Source organism: Pseudomonas sp. P4_C3 (assembly GCF_056402075.1).
Genome location: NZ_JBFUIC010000540.1, coordinates 1 through 1871, shown reverse-complemented (window position 1 = coordinate 1871; position 1871 = coordinate 1). Strand labels below are relative to the sequence as shown.

The following is a 1871-nucleotide window of genomic DNA, read 5'->3' as shown; positions in this document are numbered from 1 at the left end:
ACACTGGTCAGTAGGCAGGAACATCTCGGGCGAGGTATTTGAGCGGCTCGCGGGCAAGCCCGCTCCCACAGGGTTTGGCTGATCCCTGTGGGAGCGGGCTTGCCCGCGAAGGCGGCATCCGCCACGCCCGAGATGTTCCTGCCTACTGACCAGTGTTAGGCTCTTCCCCGAATCCTGCATTCCGTGAAGGAAGACCCATGTTGAAGATTCTCGCGCTGCTTACGCTCCTGGCATCCACTGTCGTCCACGCCCAAACCCCGCTGCAAACCGACTTGCCGCTCAAATACCTGGAACAGGCCAACGCCGATTCGAACCATCAACCCCTGGTGATTTTCCTCCACGGTTACGGCAGTAACGAGCAGGACCTGTTCGATATCAAGGATGACTTGCCTGCGTCTTACACCTACCTGTCGGTACGGGCACCTTTGGTGATGGAGGCGGGCAGCTATCAGTGGTTCCGCAAGAAGGGCGAAGGGGCTTACAACGGCGAGACCGATGATCTGAAGTCCAGCGGCCAGTTACTGCTGGACTTCGTCGCACAGGCCGCGAAGAAATATCACACCGAACCCGAGAAGGTGTTCCTGGTGGGGTTCAGCCAGGGCGCGATCATGTCCTACGAAGTGGGTCTGCGGCATCCCGAGGCGCTCGGTGGGATCGCAGCGTTGAGCGGACGAATTCTGCCGGTGCTCAAGTCCGAGCTTGTACCGGATGAAAAACGCCAGTCGCTGGCGATCTTCATCGGTCATGGCGAGCAGGACAAACGCCTTCCCTACAGCGACGGCACCGAAGCCAACAGCCTGTTGCAGAGCGTGTCACTCGAACCCGAGTTCCACGGCTACCCCGGTGTCGGTCATAACATCAGCGCCGACGAGATACAGGATTTGAGCGCCTGGTTGCAGCGTCTCAACCCCTGAGCCTTATTTTCCGCTGACGATCTGTTTGACCAGGGTTTCGTGGGCCGCCATGTCACCTGGGCGGGAAATCACCTGGATCACCGCCATGCGAGTGCCGGATGCGGCCATCAGCGTGGTGGTGAGGGTCATGCCACCGCCCTGCGTTGCAGTGCCGTCGACCTGGCGCAGGCCCAACCCGGTTTTCTGGGTCAGGGCTTTCTCGCTGAGCTTGTTGTAGTCAGGCAGGGATTTGTGTTGCGCCGCATCGAAATCGGCCACGGTGCCGTCGAGGAACCTGCCGTCGTTATCCTTGACGCTGACACCGTTGGGCAGGGTGTTTTCAGCGGCGATCACTACGGTCTTGGTGGTTTCATTGCTGTACAGGGTGCCGCTCGCACCCTCCGGGCTGGCCGGCAGCGGGTTGGCGATGAAACCCTTGGGCAGGTTGAAGGTGAACTTGCTGCCGAGCATCGAGACTTTCTGGGCTGGCGCATCGCTGGAAGTGGCCTTGGCGGCCTGCGCATTCAAAGCCCCAAGGCCGGTAGCGGCTGCCAGCAGCAGGACAAGGGCTTTTTTATTCAACAAAGACATCGGGATCTCCAGGGGTGGGCGCGCGGTGGGGCGCGATCATCCCATGGAGGTTGTGATGCATTCCAGCGCGCTCTACCGAGCGGTCACCTTGGCCGAGCCCCCACCTGTGCTGAGGACAGCCCGGTGACCCGATGCAGCTTAGCGTTTGATGGCTGCTCCTCCAGTGTCCGTCGTCGGGCCGGCCGGCCGCGCCAGCAGGCGTTTGGTCACGCCCAGCATGGCGCATTCCAGCGCGCTCTACCGAGCGGTCACCTTGGCCGAGCCCCCACCTGTGCTGAGGACAGCCCGGTGACCCGATGCAGCTTAGCGTTTGATGGCTGCTCCTCCAGTGTCCGTCGTCGGGCCGGCCGGCCGCGCCAGCAGGCGTTTGGTCACGCCCAGCATGGC

Annotated in this window: 2 protein-coding genes; one reads left to right on the top strand and one right to left on the bottom strand. The window is 61.9% G+C overall.

Translation table 11 applies throughout. The annotated features are described in order from the left end of the window. The first annotated feature begins 197 nt into the window (after positions 1-197). Positions 198-914 carry an alpha/beta hydrolase gene (locus AC1DVH_RS30370; protein ID WP_477756906.1) on the top strand — a complete coding sequence of 239 codons (717 nt, stop codon included), beginning with the start codon at positions 198-200 and terminating at the stop codon, positions 912-914. Between the two features lie 3 nt (positions 915-917). Here the strand turns inward: AC1DVH_RS30370 and AC1DVH_RS30365 are convergent, their stop codons facing one another. Next, entirely contained in the window at positions 918-1484 is a 567-nt protein-coding gene (locus tag AC1DVH_RS30365) for a DcrB/PsbP domain-containing protein (protein ID WP_477756905.1), read from the bottom strand. Positions 1485-1871 lie beyond the last annotated feature (387 nt).